Annotated in this window: 16 protein-coding genes, 1 pseudogene and 1 riboswitch; of the genes and pseudogenes, 6 read left to right on the forward strand and 11 right to left on the reverse strand. The window is 62.6% G+C overall.

The window, feature by feature from the left end; all coding sequences use genetic code 11:
- Nucleotides 1-15 precede the first annotated feature (15 nt).
- Nucleotides 16-1,083 (reverse strand): tryptophan--tRNA ligase, encoded by a 1,068-nt coding sequence (trpS, locus tag L6762_RS10865; protein WP_423817124.1) that lies wholly within the window; start codon nucleotides 1,081-1,083, stop codon nucleotides 16-18.
- Nucleotides 1,084-1,102: 19 nt separating this feature from the next.
- Nucleotides 1,103-1,555 carry a hypothetical protein gene (locus tag L6762_RS10870; protein WP_237187252.1) on the reverse strand — a complete coding sequence of 151 codons (453 nt, stop codon included), beginning with the start codon at nucleotides 1,553-1,555 and terminating at the stop codon, nucleotides 1,103-1,105.
- Between the two features lie 71 nt (nucleotides 1,556-1,626).
- Between L6762_RS10870 and L6762_RS10875 the strand changes: the two genes are divergently transcribed.
- On the forward strand, nucleotides 1,627-2,337 hold the full coding sequence (locus L6762_RS10875; RefSeq protein WP_237187253.1) for a GntR family transcriptional regulator: 711 nt from the start codon (nucleotides 1,627-1,629) through the stop codon (nucleotides 2,335-2,337).
- 83 nt (nucleotides 2,338-2,420) lie between these two features.
- Here L6762_RS10875 and L6762_RS10880 read toward each other — a convergent pair whose 3' ends face one another.
- The 3 genes from L6762_RS10880 to L6762_RS10890 form a co-directional block, all read right to left on the reverse strand.
- Complete coding sequence (locus tag L6762_RS10880; RefSeq protein WP_237187254.1) at nucleotides 2,421-3,299, reverse strand: bifunctional methylenetetrahydrofolate dehydrogenase/methenyltetrahydrofolate cyclohydrolase; 879 nt, start codon at nucleotides 3,297-3,299, stop codon at nucleotides 2,421-2,423.
- A gap of 2 nt (nucleotides 3,300-3,301) precedes the next feature.
- Entirely contained in the window at nucleotides 3,302-4,585 is a 1,284-nt protein-coding gene (glyA, locus tag L6762_RS10885; protein WP_185173467.1) for a serine hydroxymethyltransferase, read from the reverse strand.
- A gap of 249 nt (nucleotides 4,586-4,834) precedes the next feature.
- Nucleotides 4,835-5,383 carry a TetR/AcrR family transcriptional regulator gene (locus L6762_RS10890; protein ID WP_237187255.1) on the reverse strand — a complete coding sequence of 183 codons (549 nt, stop codon included), beginning with the start codon at nucleotides 5,381-5,383 and terminating at the stop codon, nucleotides 4,835-4,837.
- 229 nt (nucleotides 5,384-5,612) lie between these two features.
- Here L6762_RS10890 and L6762_RS10895 point away from each other — a divergent pair, with 229 nt between their 5' ends.
- Entirely contained in the window at nucleotides 5,613-7,313 is a 1,701-nt protein-coding gene (locus L6762_RS10895; protein ID WP_237187256.1) for a substrate-binding domain-containing protein, read from the forward strand.
- Between the two features lie 265 nt (nucleotides 7,314-7,578).
- Here the strand turns inward: L6762_RS10895 and purH are convergent, their stop codons facing one another.
- Together purH and purN are read right to left on the reverse strand one after the other, a co-directional pair.
- Nucleotides 7,579-9,186 (reverse strand): bifunctional phosphoribosylaminoimidazolecarboxamide formyltransferase/IMP cyclohydrolase, encoded by a 1,608-nt coding sequence (purH, locus tag L6762_RS10900; RefSeq protein WP_237187257.1) that lies wholly within the window; start codon nucleotides 9,184-9,186, stop codon nucleotides 7,579-7,581.
- A 127-nt stretch (nucleotides 9,187-9,313) separates the two neighbouring features.
- Entirely contained in the window at nucleotides 9,314-9,892 is a 579-nt protein-coding gene (gene purN / locus L6762_RS10905) for a phosphoribosylglycinamide formyltransferase (protein ID WP_237187259.1), read from the reverse strand.
- A gap of 111 nt (nucleotides 9,893-10,003) precedes the next feature.
- Between purN and L6762_RS10910 the strand changes: the two genes are divergently transcribed.
- On the forward strand, nucleotides 10,004-10,417 hold the full coding sequence (locus L6762_RS10910; protein ID WP_237187261.1) for a hypothetical protein: 414 nt from the start codon (nucleotides 10,004-10,006) through the stop codon (nucleotides 10,415-10,417).
- A gap of 230 nt (nucleotides 10,418-10,647) precedes the next feature.
- Here the strand turns inward: L6762_RS10910 and L6762_RS10915 are convergent, their stop codons facing one another.
- Nucleotides 10,648-12,480, reverse strand: a complete 1,833-nt coding sequence (locus L6762_RS10915; protein ID WP_237187262.1) for a DUF6350 family protein — start codon at nucleotides 12,478-12,480, stop codon at nucleotides 10,648-10,650.
- 112 nt (nucleotides 12,481-12,592) lie between these two features.
- Here L6762_RS10915 and L6762_RS10920 point away from each other — a divergent pair, with 112 nt between their 5' ends.
- Entirely contained in the window at nucleotides 12,593-13,366 is a 774-nt protein-coding gene (locus tag L6762_RS10920) for an SDR family NAD(P)-dependent oxidoreductase (RefSeq protein ID WP_237187263.1), read from the forward strand.
- A 53-nt stretch (nucleotides 13,367-13,419) separates the two neighbouring features.
- Here L6762_RS10920 and L6762_RS10925 read toward each other — a convergent pair whose 3' ends face one another.
- Nucleotides 13,420-13,851: a plasmid stabilization protein gene (locus tag L6762_RS10925; RefSeq protein WP_237187264.1), complete on the reverse strand. Its 432-nt coding sequence runs from the start codon at nucleotides 13,849-13,851 to the stop codon at nucleotides 13,420-13,422.
- Nucleotides 13,848-14,063: a nuclease PIN gene (locus tag L6762_RS10930; RefSeq protein WP_237187265.1), complete on the reverse strand. Its 216-nt coding sequence runs from the start codon at nucleotides 14,061-14,063 to the stop codon at nucleotides 13,848-13,850. Before L6762_RS10930 ends, L6762_RS10925 begins: the two co-directional genes overlap by 4 nt.
- A gap of 35 nt (nucleotides 14,064-14,098) precedes the next feature.
- Nucleotides 14,099-14,226, reverse strand: a riboswitch (SAM riboswitch).
- A gap of 150 nt (nucleotides 14,227-14,376) precedes the next feature.
- On the opposite strand from L6762_RS10930, the gene L6762_RS10935 reads away from it, so the two are divergent.
- Entirely contained in the window at nucleotides 14,377-18,066 is a 3,690-nt protein-coding gene (locus L6762_RS10935; RefSeq protein ID WP_237187266.1) for a DEAD/DEAH box helicase, read from the forward strand.
- A 2-nt stretch (nucleotides 18,067-18,068) separates the two neighbouring features.
- Nucleotides 18,069-19,385 (forward strand): MFS transporter, encoded by a 1,317-nt coding sequence (locus L6762_RS10940; protein ID WP_237187268.1) that lies wholly within the window; start codon nucleotides 18,069-18,071, stop codon nucleotides 19,383-19,385.
- Nucleotides 19,386-19,583: 198 nt separating this feature from the next.
- Here the strand turns inward: L6762_RS10940 and L6762_RS10945 are convergent.
- Nucleotides 19,584-20,240: pseudogene (locus L6762_RS10945) on the reverse strand (aldo/keto reductase); the annotation flags it as partial.
- Nucleotides 20,241-20,366: the final 126 nt, after the last annotated feature.

The raw sequence follows: 20,366 nt of genomic DNA on the forward strand, positions 1-20,366 counted from the left end.
GAGGGCGTCTAACTCTTAGAGGGCGGGCAGGAAGCCTACCGCGTCATACACGTTCTTCACGGTCACAGAGGCAATCTCACGGGCCTTACCGGCACCGATAGCCAGCAGGCGGTCCAGCTCAGCGGGGTCATCCATGAGTTCCAGGGCGCGTTCCCGAATGGGGGTCAGCTCCTCAACCACGATCTCAGCTAGGTCTACCTTGAGGTGGCCGTACATCTTGCCCTCGTAGTCGGCGACGATGTCGTCAATAGCCTTACCTGTCACCGCCGAGTAGATGGAGAGCAGGTTGGAGACACCGGGCTTATTCTCACGGTCATAGGTGATCTCGCTACCGGCGTCGGTGACTGCGCCCTTAATCTTCTTGGCAGTCTTCTTGGGGTCGTCCAGCAGCCAGATAATGCCCTTATCGGTGGTCGCTGACTTGCTCATCTTGGAGTCCGGAGTCTGCAGATCGTAAATCTTGGCAGTCTCTTTGAGAATGACCGGCTCAGGCACCACAAAGGTGTCGCCAAAGCGGGAGTTGAAGCGCTGGGCCAGGTTGCGGGTCAGCTCCAGGTGCTGGCGCTGGTCTTCACCTACCGGCACCACATCGGCCTGGTAGAGCAGGATATCAGCGGCCATGAGGACGGGGTAGGTGAAAAGCCCCACCGAGGCGTTATCGGTGCCCTGCTTGGCGGCCTTGTCCTTGAACTGGGTCATGCGGGCAGCTTCACCGTAGCCGGTAATGCAGTTGAGTACCCAGGCTAGCTGGGCATGCTCGGGAACATGCGATTGCACGAAGAGCGGGGTCTTCTCGGGGTCGATACCGGCTGCAATGTACTGGGCCGCGGTCTTGCGGGTGCGCTCCAGCAGAACCGCAGGGTCCTGGGGCACGGTAATCGAGTGCATATCGGGAATGAAGTAGAGGCACTCGTGGTCTTTCTGCAGGTCAACCCAGTTATTGACCGCACCGATGTAGTTACCCAGGTGCATGGAATCCGCGGACGGCTGGGCGCCCGAGAAAGCACGCGGCGCACCGGTTGCCGCGTTGGGAATCTTAGCCTTGATGTTTTCTTCGGGGGTGGTCTGCTGTGACTTGCTCACGGGGCGTCCTTCGCTGTGTTTAGGCCCCTTCACGGGCCAGTTCCATACCGTTCTTAGCGGTGAAGTTAATGGTGTCGATAGCGCGATCAATCATGTCGCGGGAGTTTTCGTCGTTGACCTCAAGCTGCTCGGCAATCACCTTTGACTGCACCAGGCAAATCTGGAAAGAGTGAGCGAGCTTCTCGGTGTGCACATCAGACTCGTACTCAGCGCGCTTCACGGCGTGCTCCTCGTAGGCCTTGCGCTGGGCGACCAGGGTACGGTTGACGTTCACCAGGAGGTAGGCTGCGATACCCAGCCAGGCTGCGATAATACCGGCCAGAATCCAACCCAGCACCGACTCTTCGCGGGCTGACTGGACGATAGCCCAGGCCAGCAGGGCAACGAGAATTGCCATGCCGATGCCCGCCCCCATCAGGACGACCTTAGTGTTTTGCTCTTGCGCTGTTTTTTCTGAACCGTTCGACTGCATGACCTCTATTATGTCAAAGGAAGCCAGGCCGCGCTGAATCGCAGGCCCAACTTAAGCGTAAAGTGGGGTACATGATGCCCTCATCACGTGAAACGAAGTACCAGCAGGTCGCCAGGCTCATCGAAGAGCGCTATATCTGCCCGGCCGATGAGAACATGCCCCTGCCCACAGAACGGCAGCTGCAGGATATCTTCTCCGTCTCACGCGACACCGTCCGCCGGGCCCTACGGGAACTAGCTGACGCCGGTCTTATCTACCATGTGCAGGGGTCAGGCACCTACGTTGCCCCGCGCAAGCACCCGATGCGGGCGCCGTCCTTGCGCTCTTTCACAGACGACATGGCCGCGCGCGGCCACCGCCCCCACTCCCTCACCCTCACCTGCCACCTCATCGAGGCGCCGCTGGCGGTTCAGCGCGATTTGAATCTGGACGCCGGTGCCAAGGTGATCCAGATTCAGCGGCTACGGCAGGCAGACGGCTCCCCTATCGCTCTTGAAACCGCCCATTTCCTGCCCCAGGCCTTTTCCCATGTGGAGCCCGAGCTGTCTGCCTCGCTCGATGCCCAGATGCGGGCGTCCGGCTTCCAGGTGGAAACCGCAACCGTGCGGGTGGTAGCGACCAACCTGACCCAGGCAGAAGCAGCCCAGCTGGGGGTTCCCCTCGGAGCAGCCGCCTTACGCGTTGAAAAAGTGGGCTACACCGTGCGCGGCCTGCCCGTGGAAAGCACCCAAACCCTTTACCGGGGCGACCGCTACGACTTCGAGCTAGAGGTCAAGAGGTAGTTCTTTTTCCGTGAGTGCATACGAGAATCGCCGAGTGCATACGCTGTGGGTATGCACTGGGCGATTCTCGTGGACACTTAGACTTAGGCAGCCTGGCGTTCTGCGGTTTCTACCACGTTGACCAGCAGCATAGCGCGGGTCATGGGGCCCACGCCACCGGGGTTGGGTGAGTACCAGCTAGCCTTAGCGGCGGCCTCAGGTGAGATATCGCCGGTCAGCTTCTTCTTACCGGTCTCGGGGTCCTCGATACGGGAGACACCAACATCGAGCAGGATAGCGCCGTCCTTGACCTGATCAGCCTTCACGGCGTGGGCAACGCCCACAGCGGCCACGATGATATCGGCATCGCGCAGGGCTGCGCTGATGTCCTCGGTGCCGGTGTGCACCAGGGTGGCGGTGGAGTTGACGTCCTTGCGGGTCAGCAGCAGGCCCAGGGGGCGGCCTACGGTAATACCGCGGCCCAACACAGCGACCTTCTTACCCTTCCACGAAATACCGTGGCGTTCCACCAGCTCAATCACACCGTTAGGGGTGCAAGGCAGGGGCGAGTGCAGGGGTTCACCCACGTTGAGGACGAGGCGACCCAGGTTCATGGGGTGCAGGCCGTCGGCGTCCTTCTCGGGGGCAATCTTCTCAAGAACTCGATTGGTATCGATGTGCTTGGGCAGGGGCAGCTGAACGATGTAGCCGGTGCAGGCCGGGTCGTTGTTCAGCTTTTCGAGCTCAGCTTCTAGCTCTTCCTGGCTGATGGTCTCGGGCAGCTCCACCTTGATGGAGGCAATGCCAACCTCGGCGCAGTCGCGGTGCTTACCGCCCACGTAGGAGCGGGAGGCGGGGTCATCGCCCACCAGCACGGTCGCCAGGCCGGGGGTAACGCCCTTTTCTTTCAGGGTAGCTACGCGCTCGGCGAGCTCGCTCTTAATCTGGGCGGCGGTAGCGGTGCCGTCAAGAATCTGCGGCATGTTTACCACTCCTCGATACCGGAGTAGAGGGGGAACTTCTCGCACAGGGCGGTGACGCGCTCACGCTGGGCTGCGACGTCGACGCCGGGCTTGAGGGTTTCGGCGATGATATCGGCGACCTCGGTGAAGGCTTCAGCATCGAAGCCGCGGGTTGCCAGTGCGGGGGTGCCGATGCGCAGGCCGGAGGTAACCATGGGCGGACGGGGGTCGTTGGGCACTGCGTTACGGTTGACGGTGATACCGGCTTCGTGCAGCAGGTCTTCTGCCTCGCGGCCGTTGATTTCGGCGTCGCGCAGGTCGACCAGGACCAGGTGAACGTCGGTGCCACCGGAGATGACCTTAACGCCGGCCTCTGCCATGTCGGCCTGGTTCAGACGGTCAGCCAGAATCTTGGCGCCTTCGAGGGTGCGGGCCTGGCGGTCCTTGAACATGTCGGAAGCAGCAATCTTGAAGGCGGTGGCCTTACCGGCGATAGCGTGCATGAGGGGGCCGCCCTGCTGGCCGGGGAAGACCGCCGAGTCGATCTTCTTCTTCAGGTCTTCAACACACATGATGAAGCCGGAGCGGGGGCCTGCCAGGGTCTTGTGGACGGTGGAGGACACCACGTGGGCGTGGGGGACGGGGTTGGGGTGCAGGCCAGCTGCTACCAGGCCGGCGAAGTGGGCCATATCGACCCAGAGGTAGGCACCGATTTCGTCGGCGATAGCGCGGAAGGCTGCGAAATCCAGCTGACGGGTATAGGCCGACCAGCCGGCAATAATGACCTTGGGCTTCTCAGCCAGGGCCAGTTCGCGGACCTCGTCCATGTTCACGCGGCCGGTTTCTTCGTCCACGCCGTAGGCAACAACCTCGTAGAGCTTGCCCGAGACGTTGAGCTTCATACCGTGGGTCAGGTGACCACCGTGGGCCAGGGACAGGCCCATAATCTTGTCACCGGGAGTCAGCAGGGCGTGCATGACGGCGTTGTTGGCCTGGGCGCCAGAGTGGGGCTGCACGTTGGCGTGGTCAGCACCGAAGAGGGCCTTGGCGCGGTCGATAGCAAGCTGCTCCACCACGTCAACAAATTCACAGCCGCCGTAGTAGCGGCGGCCGGGGTAGCCTTCGGCGTACTTGTTGGTCAGAACAGAGCCCTGAGCTTCAAGTACAGCGCGGGGGGCGAAGTTCTCTGAAGCGATCATTTCGAGGGTGTTCTGCTGGCGTTCCTGCTCGTGCTGAATAGCTTCAGCGACCTCGGGGTCTACCTCAGCCAGGGGCAGGTTGGTGACGTTGGGTGAAAGGTTGGTCATGCCACTTCCTTGAGTATGGTGGATCAGTTTCTTCTGCTTATCTGTACGAGGGGATACAGAAGATCACGTGATGCTTTAACCGAGCGGCGCGTGTGAGCGCACTCTACTTTTAAGTGTATGTGACCTAGCTAGCGAGAGCCCGCTGCCCCGGCAGATTTGAGATAATTTTCAGGTTTTTGCCCTCTCCGCTTTTAAGCTGCGCGGACGCCGGTGAGCAGCTCACCGGCGTCCGCGCAGGAAAAAGGGAGGCTAGGCCTGCCGCAAAATGGTGCGGGCAAATTCAAAGTAGCTTTGGGCGTCAAAGTCGCGCACGGTGCTGGCCTGAACCACAAAGCCGGTCAGCACAGACAGGACTGCCGAGCCCAGCATCTGCAACCAGGTTTCTAGCTCCGAGGGGGAAAAATCGAGTTCGGCCTCAGCCCAGGCCCGGTAGCTCGCCACTACGCGGGAGCGCAAGAGGCCCAGCTGTTCGTCCACGACCTCAGCGACCTCAGGTACCGTCACGGCCTCACCCCAGGTAATCGCCAAAAACCGAGTCAGCTGCTCATCGGCCTGTAAGGTCGCCAGACAGCGCTCCACAAACTCCCATGGCAGCTCATCGCTGCGCGCCTCAAACTGAGAGAGGTCTACCCGGGCAGCCGCAGCCATAATCTCTGTTTTCCCCGAGAAATGGTTATAAATCGCCCCTGCAGATAAGCCCGAGGCAGCAATCACCTCGCTCATCGACGCCTGCTGATACCCCTTCTGCATAAACACAGCGCGGGCAGCCGCAACAAGCTCGGCGCGACGGGAACGCATATACTCTTCACTGACTTTCGGCACCCTCCCATTTTAAAGCACAGCGGCCCGCCGCCCACCCCGGCAAACCCCGCCATAGGTGCCCTTTCTTGCTACACTAAAGGGCGAACCAGCGGCACTACCCCACCCACCGTAGCTGCCCAGCGAGCGCCCCTGCAGCCGCACCTGCTCACGGGGAACCCCCACTCGCCCACACCACCGCACAGCATTAGGGAAGAGGCACCGTCACATGGCGAATAACGCCAAGTCACGCCGTCAAGAGCGTATTGAAAAGCAGAAGAAGAACAGCCGTAAGTGGATTGCAACCGGCGCTGCAGCCGTGATTTTGCTCTGCGGCGGCGCTATTGCGTACACCAATATCACCGGTGATAAGCAGCCCTCCACCACCAGCGGCCAGACCGTTCCGGCGGCCTGCTCAACCACCCAGGCCGTCACCGTAGCCACCACCGAGCCTATGGCAGCAGCGCTGAAGGCTATGCCCGTGGACGAGGACACCTGCATCACCCTCGACATCACCACCGATAAGACCGCCAGTGATGTGCTCACCGAGTCAACCAGCGGTACGGCAACCACCAACCTCTGGATTCCTGACTCCACCACCCGCGCCGAGCTGGCCATGAGCGAAGCTAACACCGGTCTGACTCCCCTCGCGGAGTCCCTTGCCCAGACCCCCGGCGTCATCGTGTCAGAAGATAACACCAGCTACGGCACCTGGCTCGAAGCCCTCAAGGCTGAAAACACCGTCAGCATGGGTGACCCCAAGGAAGACCCCGGAGCTTTCGCTGCCCTGCTCGGCGGTATCTCTGAGGCGTCAGCGGGTACCGTCAGCGTCGAGGACCTCACCGGCGGCACCGCCCTGCGTGCCCAGAGCATCGGTGTAACTGAGGCTGCCCAGAGCGCCACCGAGCTGCTGACCGATGTGGATAACGGTACCAAGGACGCCGCAATCGTCACCGAGGCTGACTACGCAGCCTATGCCTCAGCTCATTCAGATTCCGGGCTGACCGCGACTGTGCCCGGCGACGGCTCCTTTGCCCTCAACTACCCCCTCTACCAGGCGTCCTCCAGCAATAACACCACTATCGATGAGGCTGCCCAGCAGATCATCGACTTCATGGGTAGCGAGGACGGCAAGCAGGCCCTGGCAGCTGCTGGCTTGCGCGCAGCGGACGGCCAGGAGCTAGAAGGCGAATACAGCGTCGGTAGCTTTGCGGAGCTGACTCCCAGCAACCAGGATGTACTCACCCAGGTTTGGACCTCTTACTCTCTGCAGTCTGCGCCGCTGAACGCTCTGGTGGTGCTCGATGCGTCAGGTTCTATGCTGCTGCCGGTAGAAGGTACCGATAAGTCCCGCATGGATATCACCGTTGAATCTGTGCTAGCTGGCTCCCAGCTCTTCCCTGCCCGTGACTCTATGGGCCTGTGGAAGTTCTCTCGTGACCTCACTCTGCCCGACGGTTCTGTTTCTGACTACCAGGAGCTGGTGCCCGTGCGTGGCTTTGAAGAAACCGTAGACGGTAAGACCCAGCGGGTGCTCCTACAGGAGGCTGGCTCGGGTATTGCCGCGACCATTGACCCCAACGGCTTCACCGCCCTCTATGACACCACCCTGGCTGCCTTCCGCTCCGCTAAGGAGAACTACGCCTACGGTTCGGTAAATGCCGTGATTGTACTGACCGACGGTGAAAACTTTGATGATGGTTCAATTAGCCAGGAAGAACTGATTTCTACCATTCAGGCGGAGCAGGACCCGGCTAACCCGGTCTTCATCATCATGATTGGTGTTTCTGAAGACGCCGATATGAACGCTCTGACCACCATCGCCCAGAGCGTTGGCGGCGAGGCCCACATGGCGTCCTCCCCCACCGACGTCCAGCGCATCTTCGCAGAAGCCCTCACCGGCATCTCGGACGCAGCTGCGCAGCAGTAGGGTTCTTCACATAACACGATAAAAGTCTGCCCCTCCGTATGTGGAGGGGCGGACTTTTTACCGCGGATTACTAGTTCTATCAGAGGCGGAGCGAATATACCGGAGCCAGCTGGCTGGGGCTGGCGTGATGAAGTGCTCGGGTGCGAGCAAGCGAGCACATAAGAGAGCACGGAATCAGCCGAGTTTACGAGGCTGGGCGAGCGCCCAGCGCGAGCCCAAGAGGGTCAGCTGGCGAAGGTATATTCGCTCCGCCGCGCTGATGAGCCTAGTGGAAGAAGTGACGAGCTCCGGTGAAGTACATAGTCACTCCCGCTTCCTTGGCTGCAGCGATAACTTCTTCATCGCGGATGGAGCCGCCAGGCTGCACGACTGCGCGGACGCCGGCGTCCAGGAGTACCTGGAGGCCGTCGGCGAAGGGGAAGAAGGCGTCGGAGGCTGCCACGGAGCCGCGGGCCCGCTCGGCGCCCTCGGCCAGGGTGTTGGCGCGTTCGACGGAGAGGCGGCAGGAGTCTACGCGGTTGACCTGGCCCATGCCGATGCCGACGGCGGCTCCGTCGTTGGCGAGCAGGATGGCGTTGGATTTGGCGGCGCGGAGGGCCTTCCAGGCGAATTCGAGGTCGGCGAGGGTTGCTTCGTCGGCGGCGTCACCGGCGACGAGCTGCCAGTTTTCGACCTTGTCACCGTCGGCGTGTAGGCGGTCGGCGTCCTGGAAGAGGGCGCCGCCGGAGACCTGGCGGTATTCGATGGTGTCGCGGGCGAAGCCTTCGGGGAGCTGGAGAATACGCAGGTTCTTCTTGGTCTGCAGAATCTCCAGGGCTTCGGGGGCGTAGGAGGGGGCAATGATGACCTCGGTGAAGATACCCTTGACGGTTTCTGCCATGGCTGCGGTGACTTCGCGGTTGGCTGCGATGACGCCGCCGTAGGCGGAGAGGGGGTCGCAGGCGTGGGCCTTGGCGTGGGCATCGGCGATGGGGTCGGCTGCATCTGCGGCGCCGACGGCGATGCCGCAGGGGTTATTGTGCTTGATGATGGCAACGGCAGGTTCGTCGAAGTCGTAGGCGGCGCGCAGGGCGGCGTCGCCGTCGACGTAGTTGTTGTAGCTCATGGCCTTGCCGCCGAGCAGTTCTGCCTGGGCGATGCCGGGGGTTGCGGCGGGGTCGACGTAGAGGGCGCCTGCCTGGTGGGGGTTTTCGCCGTAGCGCAGGGATTCGGAGCGTTCGAAGGCGAGTCCGGCGAAGGGGGGCCAGTAGTTGGCGTCTTCGTCCTGTTCGAACTGGGCTGCGGTCCAGGTGGCGACGGCGGTGTCGTAGGCGGCGGTGTGGGCGAAGGCGGCGGACGCGAGGCGGCGGCGTTCTGCCAGGTTGAAGCCGCCGGCCTTGGCGGCTTCAACGACCTGGCCGTATTTGGCGGGGTCGACGACGATGGCTACGGCGTCGTGGTTCTTGGCGGCGGCACGAACCATGGAGGGGCCGCCGATGTCGATTTTTTCGATGATGGCGTCCTGGTCGGCGCCGGAGGCTACGGTCTCAACGAAGGGGTAGAGGTTGACGACGACCAGGTCGAAGGCTTCGATTTCCATGTCTTTGAGGGTGTCGATGTGCTCCTGCTTGCGGCGGTCTGCCAGAATACCGGCGTGGACGCGCGGGTGTAGGGTTTTGACGCGGCCTTCGAGGCATTCGGGGAAGCCGGTGATGTCGGAGACTTCGGTGACGGGCACACCGGCTGCGGCGATGGTGGAGGCGGTTGAACCGGTGGAGACGATAGCGACGCCGGCTTCGTGCAGGCCCTTTGCTAGGTCTTCGAGGCCGGTCTTGTCGTAGACAGAGATGAGGGCACGCTTGAGCGGTACGCGGTCGAGCTCAATGAGACTCACAGATTAACTCCGTTTCTTTTGCTGCCGGGTTGGGCCGGGTCAGCAGGTGGTTACGTGGGTGTGAGTCGTTTTGGTAAGGAGCCCCGACCCTAGGCCCAGCCCCGTGGTGCGGGGCTAAACTTGTGGGTTAGGCGGTTTCGCCGTTGAGGTCTTGGGCTAGGCGGGCGATAGTTTCTACCAGGAGCACTCGCTCTTTGACCTTGATGCGCTCGTGCAGGGTTTCTTCGGTGTCGTCATCGAGGACGTCGACGGCGGCTTGGGCCAGGATGGGGCCGGTGTCGACGCCGGAGTCGACCAGGTGCACGGTGAGCCCGGTGACTTTGACCCCGTGGGCCAGAGCGTCGCGCACGCCGTGGGCTCCTGGGAAGGAGGGCAACAAGGCGGGGTGGGTGTTGATGATGCGGTTGGCGAAACGGTCAACGAGCTGGGCATCGACGATACGCATGAAGCCGGCGAAGATGATGTAGTCAGCCCCGTAGCTGGCAATTTTTTCTTCGAGAGCGCGGTTCCAGGCTTCGCGACTGTCATAGGACTGAGGCTCGATACGGAAGGTCTCAATTCCGGCTGCTTCTGCTCGTTCAAGCCCCAGGCAGGGCTTATCGGCACCCACCGCCACAACAGTGACGTCTAGGTCGCCGACTGCGACGGAGTCAAGGATGGACTGCAAATTTGTGCCCGAGCCGGACACCATCACCACAATGCGCATACAGAAAAGTTTATCGTATGCGAGCGCTAACACACCGCTGAGTTTTTATGCTGAGATGCCGGGGTCTTACGCTGTGTGGGGTGAGTGCTGTGGCGCGGTAAGGTGGTAGGTATGTCTGACTCCGTGCGTCCTTCCACCCAGCTGCCCTCTGACCGTGTGCTTGAGAATATCAAGGTGTGGTCCCGCCTGTCGTTTTTGGCGATGGTTGCTACGGTAGCTAGCACCTCATACCCGGGCTGGTTCGCCGCGGCAACAGCGGCGCTGGCGGTGCTGACTTTCACTCTTGCCACGGTGACCCTGGTGAAAATGGTGGGGGCTAAGTTTCCCGCTTTTTCGGTGGTGCTCATGGTTATGGTGATGCTGTGGTCACTCTTCTTGGGTTTCGCTGCACTGGTCCAGCTAATTTTTGTGGACGCCACGGTTGGCTACGCCGAGTGCCTGCAGCAGGCTGTCACCCTGAGCCGCCAGCAGCAGTGCACCTCGCAGATGAGCGACGGCCTGCTGCAGCAGCTCATGGGGCAGTAGGTTTCTAAGTCTTAATTCGAGTAGAGGTATACCAGGCTCGCGGCGAAGCTGCTGGCTCGATGAAGTGAGCGAGTGCGAGCGCGCGAGCACACAAGAGCGAACGGAATCCGCCGTCAGGCGGGGCATGAGGGTCAGGCTTGCGCCTATTCCGCCCGCAGATTATTTTCCTCGCGCGCTCGGAATCTGCAGGGCTCCATCCAGCGTGAGCCTGGTATACCTTTATCTATCTTTTACTGAGCTTCAGTTTCCTTGCCTGTACCTTCTGCCAGCTCTTCAAGGCGTTTTTGTCGGCGGGCACGCAGGGACTTAGGACGCTTCACCACGGGCCGGAAGGGCACAGCGGGCTCTTCAGCTTCAGCCTCGGGTGCAGCCTCTGCTTCTGCTTCGCCAGATGCGGTATCTTCAGCTTCGTTTTCAGGCGCTACTTCCTCAGCGTCAGTAGCAGCTTCATCGCTCTCGGCGGGCTCCTCACTTTCGGCAGGCTGGGTCTGCTCACGGTCAGCCATAATGCGAGCCAGCGCCAGCGCAGCGGCGCCCTTCTCGCTAGAGGCCGCAACCGACCCGCCCTCAGCGAGGGTCTTGCCACCGGCGTCCTGACTCTCTAGATCGCCCGACTCTGCGTCTGCCTGCTCGGCAGCGTCCGGCTGGGCAACGTCCAGTTGGTCAGGCCCAGCCTTTTCTGCCTTACGCTCGGCGCGGGCCGCTGCCTTCTGGGCCTTGGCCTCGGCGCGGGCTGCGCGCTTCTGCTCGCGGGTGGGCTTGACCTGGGCAAATCGCTCCAGTTCACCGGAGGTGTCGCGCACCAGCAGGTGGGCAAGGCCCAGCCCCAGCATGGTACCGGCCGCCAGCAGCACGGCAGAGAAAGCTCCAAAGATGAGGGGGCGCGGGCCGATAGCCGTGAAGCGGCCCAGCCCCAGCGACCCGTTAGCGGCCCAGCCCAGCAGGGTGGTCAGCAGGAAGGTCGGCAGCAGGGTCAGGACGGCAAGCCCCAGGGTAGAAAGGGGCCAGGACAGCCAGCGGAAGCGAATCTTGAGGGAAAGCCACTCGTCAAAGTGGTTTTCGCCTTCGCGGAAGAACCACCAGCCGCCCAGGGCACCGGCGGCTAGGGGCACGGCAAGGGCCAGGTAGCCCCAGGGTTCGGACGCGTGCGGCAGCGCCCCCAGCACCGGCAGGGAGGGCATGACCCCCACGTTGGTGCCGGTCAGGTCAACGGAGGTGCCGGTGCCCAGGGCAAAGCCTGCGCCGGAGCTCCACGCCATGGAGTAGACCACCAAGTTCACGAGCAGACCCAGCTGCAGCAGGGTTAGGGCTAGGCCGCCGACGGCGCCAGCGTGCAGGGTCTGATAAAGGGAGACGACGTCGTCCCAGTGCCAGAAGAGGGTGACCACCAGCAGCAGGGCGCCACCGGCCACAAAAGCCAGTACGCTCACCAGGGCCGCCCTCAGCAGGGCCCAGACGTAGGAGCCTGCCCAGCGGGAATACTGGCTGAATTTCTTCACCCAGTCGGCCGCGTTCACACCGATCATGGCGGCTAGCGAGCGCGATTCGGCGTACCCGCCCAAGATAATGCCCAGGGCAGCTACCCAGAGGGGTACCAGGGCAGCAAGGACGGGTGAGGTGGAGAAGAAATCGTTAGTGGACAGCAGGCTCACCCCTGCGCCCACCACGGCGTAGGCGAGAAGACCACCGGCCAGGGGCTGCCAGAACTGGCCCTCGTAGCTGGCGCGGGCCAGGCGGCGGCCGGAGCGGTAGCAGAGGGCTAGGGGGATCAGAGTGAGGCCCAGGGGTACCAGGCTCATGGTTCCGGTCACCGCTGAGAAGACCCCCTGCTCGGGGATATTCATGTTCAGGGGCACGCCGTGAACCAGCAGCCACAAGTGCCCGGCCACAGAGACAGCACCGGCTAGGGTACCGCTGCTGTTGAAGCCGTTGGTGTACCAGACCGCCACCAGGAGCAGGACGACGGTGAGGTAAGAGGCCAGCGCCACGAGGGCAAGCTCAACTGAGCCCTGCAGCCACAGAGGCATAGGGAGGGAACGTTTGGGGTGAGCGGTGGTATTCATCGTCTTTCATCATGTCATGTTTCTCTGCTGTGTGCCTGATGATGCCGGTAAACGGGGTAAGAGTGCGGTGAAAATAACCGGCCCAGCTCACCCCGGCGGTAGAGTGGGAGCCATGAGTAGCGAAACTTCGTATGTGATGATTACCGGTGCTTCGGCAGGTATCGGGGCCGAGTTTGCCCGCCAGTATGCAGCAGCCGGGTACAACCTGGTGCTTACCGCCCGGCGGGCCGAGGCTCTAGAAGACCTAGCAGGCCAGCTACGCGGCAGGTTCGCGGTAGATGTTGAGGTAATCCCCGCCGATTTGCTGGTGGAGCAGGACGTCGCCCGCCTGGTTGAGCGCCTGCAGCAGGTTGAGTGCCCCGTTGAGATACTGGTCAATAATGCGGGTTTCGGGCTTGGCAAGAGCTTTGATGCCGCGCCGGTAGAGCGCCACCTAGACCAGGTCGATGTGCTGGCTAGGGTCCCGCTCCAGCTCATGCACACCGCAATTGTTGCTATGCTGCCTCGCGGGCGGGGCCGCATTATTAACGTCGCCTCGGTGGCAGCCTTTACCCCCGGTGGTACTTACTCGGCGGTTAAACGTTTTCTGGTGGTGGCCTCAGAATCGGCCCACCTGCAATATTCGGGCCGGGGTATCCATGTGACGGCCCTCTGCCCGGGGCTAACCCGCTCGGAGTTCCACGACGCTATGGGCCAGGGTGAGCCCAGCCTACCGAACTTTTTATGGTTGGACCCCCAACGGGTTGTCGCCGAAGGCATCGCTGCGGTGACGGCAGGGAAGCCGATCTGTGTGCCGTCCTTACCCTACAAGCTGGCGGTTACAGCCTCACGGGCACTACCCCGCCGGCTGGTGGCAGCTGCGATAGCGCGGACGCGAGATTACTAAAGGTTTTGCAGGCTCACGCTCGCTGTGAGCCTGTGGAACCTATGTTGCGGGCTCTAGTCTTCCCAGGGATCCACCGCCGGGACGCCCCAGGACTTATAAATCTCGGCCTTGCTCGAAATAATCTCAAGCTGGTGGACGGTCGCGGTGGCAGCCATCAGGCCCTCAAGGGCTGCTGTGGCGAGGGGGGCGGGGCGCTGCCCACCCACCAGGTGGAGGTGCTTCTCGGCGTGGCGTCCGGCCCACTCCAGTGATACCTTCGCGTCGACTTCTAGTACGTGAGAGTCGAAGCGGTCCATGAGCTCAGCGAGCCAGCGTTCGGTTTCTGGGTAGGGGTAAAGCCCCTTGAGTTCACCGAGGCTGAGCACCGAGATGTACATGGTGCGGTAGGAGCGGCGGCGCAGGCATTTCACTACCTGCGGGTGCGGGGTGGCCTTGCGGATTTCGGCAAGGACATCGGAATCGAGAAGCAGACCTACCTGGCTCATGCAGCTTTCAGAACACCGTACTCAGTTGCAGGGATACCGCTGGGGTTGGGGGCCAGCAGGAAGTTGAGGAATTCGCTGCGCTCGTTGGAGATGCGGGTGTAGTCCTGGATGCTCATTGCGGTGTAGCCGCCGCGGGCGGGTACAGAGGCAGCAGAAATGTTCTTCTGAACGGTGATGTGAGGACGGTGGGCGTAAGGTCGAGCGTTTGACATGCCGTCGTTGCGCGTAAAGTGCGCATTCCTTTCGAAACTTGCTCTTGCCTGCACCAAACAGCGCCGAAATGCGCGATGCAGACCGCTTCGTCATCCGAGCCACCCGTGAACATGGGGTTGGCGTTCAACCAAAGTCGGAGCTTGACAGTTGAATCTCTTGAAGCTGGTAAAAGCATAACTCGCTGTTGGCGCTTCTGTAAACACCGGTCTCAGAAATTTTTCTTACTGTGACGAACCTGCCCGTGGGCGCTGTGGGTAAGGCGGTGCGATACGCTAGAAGACTAGGTATTTGCTCTGTTGTGAAGGTGTGCCTGTGTCTACTTCTTTCCCTGAAATCCCGGTGACAGCCCCCGCCATTATTCGGCAGGTGGGCTCTGGTGCCTACACGCGGGGGCAGCGGTATATGCGGGAGGGTAATGTCATTCGTTACACCTATGACGAGCAGGCGCGGGTGCTGGAGGGGCAGGTGGCTGGCTCTGGTTCTGCCCCCTACACCGCGCGGGTGGCTTTCCCTGCGGAGGTCACCGCGGGCTCCTATGCTTTTTCGGCGACCTGTTCCTGCCCGGTGGCCCATAACTGCAAGCATGCGGTGGCGCTGATGCTGACCGCAATCGACCGTACGGCCAAGGCCAAGCGGGCTATGACGGCGTCCTCAAGTACCTGGAAGAGCACAGCGAGCACCGACGAGAAGGTGCAGGAAATCCTGGAGATGGCCGATACGGTGGGCCTGCAGCGGGCTGCAGATCTGCTGAGGGAACACCGGGGCGAGCAGGCGAGTGCCGGTACCGAGGAGCAGGCGGACGCCGGTGCTCGGGCTGGGCAGTCCCTACCGGCTTGGCGGCGGTCCCTGGCCCATTCTCTTGCTGCCCGCCCCAGCTACGATAGCCGCAATCACCGGGTGGCCGGTGCCCTTGATTTACGCCTGGTGGTGCCCGGTAAGTACGGGTGGACCAAGAACATCGGGGCGCCCCGCGTATCGCTTGAAGCCCGGCCCCTGATGATGGGTGCCCGCGGCAAGTGGATTAAGGGCGGTTTGAGCTGGGAGAAGTTTTCGGGTTCTGCCGCCGGGTCGGCGGGAACCGGCCTGCTCCCCGAGCACGCGGCCTGGTTCAATGAGTTTTACGCGGTGATTCGGGGCTCCCAGTCCATCTATTCCTCCCACCGCGACTGGGCTTCTATCTCAAATGTGGATTCTTCCCTGCTCTGGCAGATGCTGGAATCTGCTAGCGAGGTGGGCCTGTCTATCCTCTTAGACGGCAAAGAAACCGGTCTGACTATCGCGAGCGCTCCCCAGGTTGAACTGGCCCTTGAACCGGTACCCGAGCGGGGGTCGTCCGCCGATGCCCTGCGCCTGACTCCCCTGCTCCGCTGGGGGGCCTACACCCTGCCCGCTAGTTTTACCCACAAGCTGGGCAATAACCGGCAGGGCTTTATCGCCCTGGGCGGGGCGGCCCAGGAGACCTATGTGAAGGCTGCGGCCGCTGCCCGCTGGGAGTCCACCCTGCCCTCCGCTCTGGCCCAGGCTGAGGACGTAGCGCCCGCGGACCGCCCCTCCTGGCTCACCGCCGACTCCGAGCTGGTGCTCATTCCCCTAGCTGAGCCGCTGGATGCGGTTGCCGAGTCCCTGATATCCGGTGAGCCGGTCACCGTGCCGGCTGCCGACGTCCCCGCCTTCTTTGCCGACTACTACCCTGCCCTCACCCGGGCGCTGCCCATCTCAACGAGCAGCGAAGATCTTGAGCTGCCTGCCGTCCGTATGCCCACCCTGGTGCTGAGCATTGCCTTTGACGAGCCGGGCCCGCCCTTCACCGCCCACACCGCCTGGCACTGGGAGTACCCGGTCAACCCCACCGGCGACGACAGCGACTTTCTCAGGCTCGATGCCCTGGGCTACCCCGGCGAAGACCGGGCCGATGTGCGCGATACCGCCCACGAGTACCGGGTGCTCAAAGAGGTTAAGAAGATTCGCCCCGGCGTGCCCTTCACCCGCCACTACACCGAGAACTGGGGCACCCGCACTCTGCTCGAAACCTATGTGCCCGACTACGAGCAGATTGAGGGTGTGCGCGTTGATGTGACCGGGCCCCGCCCCGAATTCCGCGAGCTCGATGAAGCCCCCGAAATCATCGTCACGGTGGACGACACCCGCCGCCGCGACTGGTTCGGGCTGGGCGTCGCTATCAAGGTCGGGGACTGGCATGTGGCCTTCTCAGAGGTCGTTGCTGCCCTGGCCAAGGGCCAAACCCACCTGCTCCTGGGCAATGGCCAATACTTTGCCCTTGACCGGCCCGAATTCATGAAATTACAAGAGCTGTTGCGTGAAGCCGCTCAGCTCACCGATAAAACCGGGCCGCTTGAAATCAACCGCCACCAGGTGGGCCTGTGGGAGGAACTCGAAGAGCTCGCCGCTGAAACCCAGACCGTAGCCGCCTGGGACGAGCAGGTTTCGGCCCTGCTCAACCTCGATGACCACTCCCCCGCCGAGGTGCCCACCGGCCTGCAGGCCACCCTGCGCCCCTACCAGGTGGAGGGCTACCAGTGGCTAGCCTTCCTCTGGGAACACAGCTTAGGCGGCGTACTGGCCGACGACATGGGCCTGGGCAAGACCCTGCAAACCATCGCCCTCTTCCTGCACGCCCAGGAAAAGGGGCAGGACGCCGCCGGGCAGCTGGGTGGGGCGGAAGCCGGGGCGGACGCGTCCGCCCCCTTCCTGGTGGTCGCCCCCACCTCGGTGGTGCCCAACTGGGTGCGGGAAATCAAACGATTTGCCCCCTCCTTACGGGTGGTCGGTGTTGAAGAGTCGGTACGGAAATCTAAGCAGCGCCTGGCCGATACCGTCGCCTCGGCCGACGTGGTAGTGACCAGCTACGCCCTCTTCCGCATCGACGAAGAACACTACTTTGACCTGGGCAGCCAGCAGCCCTTCGAGGGGCTGGTGCTCGATGAAGCCCAGTTCGTCAAAAACGCTAAGACCAAGGCCCACCAGGCCGCCCGCGACCTGCCCGCCCGCGTCAAGATTGCGGTGACCGGCACCCCCATGGAGAACAACCTCATGGAACTGTGGTCCATGTTCTCCATCGCCGCCCCCGGCCTCTTCCCCTCCGCCCGCGCCTTCAAGGACGTCTACGCCACCCCCATCGAATCCGGTGAAGAAACCAAGGCCCTGGGCAGACTGCGCCGCCGCATCCGTCCGCTCATGAAGCGCCGCACCAAGGAACTGGTGGCCGCCGACCTGCCCGAGAAAACCGATATGCGCATCGATGTGCCCCTGGCCCCGGCCCACCGCCGGGCCTACGACACCCACCTGCAGCGCGAGCGCCAGAAGATCCTGGGCCTACTGGAAGACATCGACAAGAACCGCTTCACCATCTTCCAGTCCCTCACAACCCTGCGCCGCCTGGCGCTGGATGCCACCCTGATTGACGCCGAGCGTTACGCCGGGGTGGAGTCGTCCAAGCTGGACTACCTGGAGCAGAACCTGCCCGAAATTATCCACGACGGCCACCGGGCCCTGATTTTCAGCCAGTTCACCGGCTACCTCAAGAAGGTCGCGGGCAGGCTCTCTGACATGGGCATCCCCTTCCTCTACCTGGACGGCTCCACCCGCAACCGCGGGGAGCTACTCGAAGAGTTCGAGTCGGGCACCGTCCCCGTCTTCCTGATCTCCCTCAAGGCAGGCGGCTTCGGTCTGAACCTGACCAGCGCCGACTACTGCTTCATCATGGACCCCTGGTGGAACCCGGCTGCCGAACAGCAGGCCGTTGACCGTGTGCACCGCATCGGGCAGACCAAGAACGTCATGGTCTACCGACTGGTCTCAGCGGGCACTATCGAAGAGAAGGTCATGGAACTCAAAGAATCCAAGGCGGCCCTCTTCGACGCGGTGGTCGATGAGGGGGCCTTCTTTGCCTCCCAGCTCACCGCCGCCCAGATACGCGACCTGCTGGCTGCCCCAGAACCGGACGCCGGTCAGGGTGCCGCCTCAGAGAAGACAGGAGATTAACCGTGGGCAAAATTCTCATGGACTTCACCCCGCTCACCTACTCCCCCGACTTCAGACGCATCTGGCTGGGCGGGCTCTTTTCCACCATAGGTTTTGCGATCACCTCGGTGGCTATTGCTCTGGAAATTTACGCCCTGACAGGTTCATCCGGGGCGGTGGGCCTGGTGGGTCTGGTCTCTGTGGTGCCGCTAATCATCGGCGGCCTCTACGGTGGCGTGATTGCCGACCGCTACGACCGACGCAAGGTCGCCTTAGCCGCAACCCTGGGTATGTGGGGCGTTACCCTGCTTATTGCCCTGCACGCCTGGCTCAACATCCACAGTGTGGCGGTACTCTACGCCCTCATCGCCGCAGAATCCCTGCTCCAGCCCATCAACCAGTCAGCCCGCGGGGCCATTATTCCCCGCCTCATCAAACCCCGTCTGCTCCCGGCAGCTAACACCCTCATGATGTCGGTAGGCACCCTGGGCATGAGCGCCGGGCCCCTGATTGGCGGCCTGCTCGTAGCCTCCGTCGGCTACCAACTCACCTACTCCATCAACGTTTTCGCGATGACCGTTGGCATCTGGGCCCTTTACCGGCTCCCAGCCATGCTCCCGGAGCAGAGCGGGGCGGCGCGTCCGTCCGTCCTGACCTCAATCCGCGAGGGGCTGGGGTTCGTGCGGCGCAACACGGTCGTGGGCATGACCTTTGTGGTAGACCTACTCGGCATGTTCTTCGCCCAGGCCCGCCCGCTCATCCCGGCGCTGGCCACCCTGACCTTCGGCGGCGGTGAAGCCGGAGCCGGCCTGCTGCTAGCTGCCGGCCCCGTGGGTGCCCTGATCGGGGTGTCTTTCTCGGGCTTCCTCAAGGACGTCCGCCGCCAGGGCCGCTTCCTCACCCTCAGCTACACGGGGTGGGGGCTGGGGTTTATCGCCTTCGGGCTCATCGCCTGGGCTTATGAGGGGCGTATCCCCAGCGCCTCGCTGACCGAGAACCTGCTACCCCTGGGCCTGGCCTTTGCGTCCCTGGCCTTTATGGGCTGGGCGGACGCCCTGGGGTCGGTCTACCGCTCCACCATCATTCAGGTAGCGACCCCCGACGCCCTGCGCGGACGCCTACAGGGGCTCTTCATCATCACGGTTGCGGGCGGGCCCAACCTGGGCATGGCCTTTGTGGGTGGGGCCGCCGAGCTGGTGGGCTCCCCCTTAGCTGCGGTCATCGGCGGAACCCTGGTGATGGTCACCATCGCCCTAGCGACGCTGGCGGCACCCGCCCTCTGGCGCTATGTACCGGAGCCTATCCCCGAAACACGGCAGCAGCCTATCGTTGACTCCTAGAAGTCGCGCTAGTCAGGGGCTAGCAGGGTCACGCTCGCTGCCGACCCTCTCGCTGGTTCGCTAGCGCTCACAAGCGATTCACGCCCCGCCTGACGGCGGATTTCGTTCGCTCTTGCGTGCTCGCGCGCTCGCACCCGCTCACTTCATCCGAGCCAGCAGCTTCGCTGTGACCCTGCTCTGCCCCTTGGGTAGCCCTTACTAGAAGTCGATATCTGCCGGGTCAGGGCCGATGCGGCCCTCAGCTGATGAGAGCGCGTCAATCTTTGAAACCTCGTCGCCGGTCAGGGCAACGTTCAGGGACTCGAAGTTAGAGACGATACGCTCGGGGGTTACTGACTTGGGGATGGCAACGATGCCGTGGGCTCGGTGCCAGGCCAGCACAACCTGGGCGGGGGTGGCGTCATGCGCCTTGGCAATTTCGCCAATCACGGGGTTATCCAGCAGATCGGAGCGGTTGCCCAGGGGGCTCCATGCCTGGGTGACAATGCCAAGTTCTGCGTGGACCTCGCGCAGGTTTTCCTGGGCGAAGTAGGGGTGCAGCTCAATCTGATGGATAGCGGGGACGACACCGGTTTCGGCGACGATTTCACGCAGCTGCTCTTCGGGGAAGTTAGAGACGCCGATGGACTTGGCTTTGCCCTGCTTCTGCAGTTCGATGAGGGCCTTCCAGGTCTCGGTGTAGAGACCCTGGGAGGGCTTAGCCCAATGAACCAGGAGCAGGTCGACGTAGTCGGTGCCCAGGCGGGCCAGGGACTCGTCCGCTGCCTTGAGGGTCTGCTCGTAGCCCTGGTCGTCGTTCCAGATCTTGGTGGTGAGGAAGACATCCTCGCGAGCTACGCCGGAGTCAGCAATTGCGGGTTAAGGGTCAAAATGTGTGTCTGGCTCGGCGTGTCGCGGGGGTTAGATTTGGCCTTTTTGAATGCCGATTGAGTGGGTGTAGTCGGTGTCGATAGCGTTGTCGTAGAGGGCTGGGCGTCCTGT

This window comes from Rothia nasimurium, from assembly GCF_928381705.1.
Taxonomy (GTDB): Bacteria; Actinomycetota; Actinomycetes; order Actinomycetales; family Micrococcaceae; genus Rothia; species Rothia nasimurium_G.

Excerpts from the sequence above, each read along its gene's own strand:
- L6762_RS10930 (WP_237187265.1), bottom strand. The coding sequence starts at position 14,063 with ATGTCAAACGCTCGACCTTACGCCCACCGTCCTCACATCACCGTTCAG.
- L6762_RS10870 (WP_237187252.1), bottom strand. The coding sequence starts at position 1,555 with ATGCAGTCGAACGGTTCAGAAAAAACAGCGCAAGAGCAAAACACTAAG.
- L6762_RS10915 (WP_237187262.1), bottom strand. The coding sequence starts at position 12,480 with ATGAATACCACCGCTCACCCCAAACGTTCCCTCCCTATGCCTCTGTGG.
- L6762_RS10880 (WP_237187254.1), bottom strand. The coding sequence starts at position 3,299 with ATGCCGCAGATTCTTGACGGCACCGCTACCGCCGCCCAGATTAAGAGC.
- glyA (WP_185173467.1), bottom strand. The coding sequence starts at position 4,585 with ATGACCAACCTTTCACCCAACGTCACCAACCTGCCCCTGGCTGAGGTA.
- L6762_RS10875 (WP_237187253.1), top strand. The coding sequence starts at position 1,627 with ATGATGCCCTCATCACGTGAAACGAAGTACCAGCAGGTCGCCAGGCTC.
- L6762_RS10910 (WP_237187261.1), top strand. The coding sequence starts at position 10,004 with ATGTCTGACTCCGTGCGTCCTTCCACCCAGCTGCCCTCTGACCGTGTG.
- L6762_RS10890 (WP_237187255.1), bottom strand. The coding sequence starts at position 5,383 with ATGCGTTCCCGTCGCGCCGAGCTTGTTGCGGCTGCCCGCGCTGTGTTT.
- L6762_RS10920 (WP_237187263.1), top strand. The coding sequence starts at position 12,593 with ATGAGTAGCGAAACTTCGTATGTGATGATTACCGGTGCTTCGGCAGGT.
- purN (WP_237187259.1), bottom strand. The coding sequence starts at position 9,892 with ATGCGCATTGTGGTGATGGTGTCCGGCTCGGGCACAAATTTGCAGTCC.
- L6762_RS10925 (WP_237187264.1), bottom strand. The coding sequence starts at position 13,851 with ATGAGCCAGGTAGGTCTGCTTCTCGATTCCGATGTCCTTGCCGAAATC.
- L6762_RS10895 (WP_237187256.1), top strand. The coding sequence starts at position 5,613 with ATGGCGAATAACGCCAAGTCACGCCGTCAAGAGCGTATTGAAAAGCAG.